This window comes from Halomonas elongata, assembly GCF_029081005.1.
Classification (GTDB): Bacteria; Pseudomonadota; Gammaproteobacteria; order Pseudomonadales; family Halomonadaceae; genus Halomonas; species Halomonas elongata_B.
This window is the reverse complement of sequence record NZ_JAJQTQ010000118.1, coordinates 1-390: the sequence shown is the minus strand read 5'-3', so window position 1 is coordinate 390 and position 390 is coordinate 1. Positions and strand designations below refer to the sequence as shown.

The 390-nt window shown below is 48.2% G+C and carries 1 protein-coding gene; it reads right to left on the bottom strand.

The window, feature by feature from the left end; all coding sequences use genetic code 11:
• The coding region (locus LU493_RS19700) for a hypothetical protein (RefSeq protein WP_275289493.1) at positions 1–318 on the bottom strand (318 nt) is incomplete at its 3' end.
• Positions 319–390 lie beyond the last annotated feature (72 nt).

Here is a 390-nt window from a genome sequence, read left to right as displayed (position 1 = left end):
ATTAGTGATGCAGTAGTTAATAGCATTTTTAATTATGCCATCCAACGGCGCACCATCATAAAGGCCGAACTCCGTCGCGCAAACTTTTCCGGGGTTTTTTGGGATGCGTTGCCAGTAGTACTCAGATTGACCTGTCGGCACGCATATATAACCACCATCATCCTCAGCTGAGCCTCGCCTTGAAATAAATTCGCCGCCACCAACGGGACCGTGAGACATTGCGGCCCAACCGACAGGATGGGCGCGCAATAAAATACTTTGACCTTCATATGAAGGAACAACAGAGCGCAGAGCAGTAAATGATGATACCTGCCCCACCAAAGCAAAGCCTTCGCCTGAACCCAGGTTTACGCGAACAATATCGGCAATTTACAATCTGCCTTTTCAAAG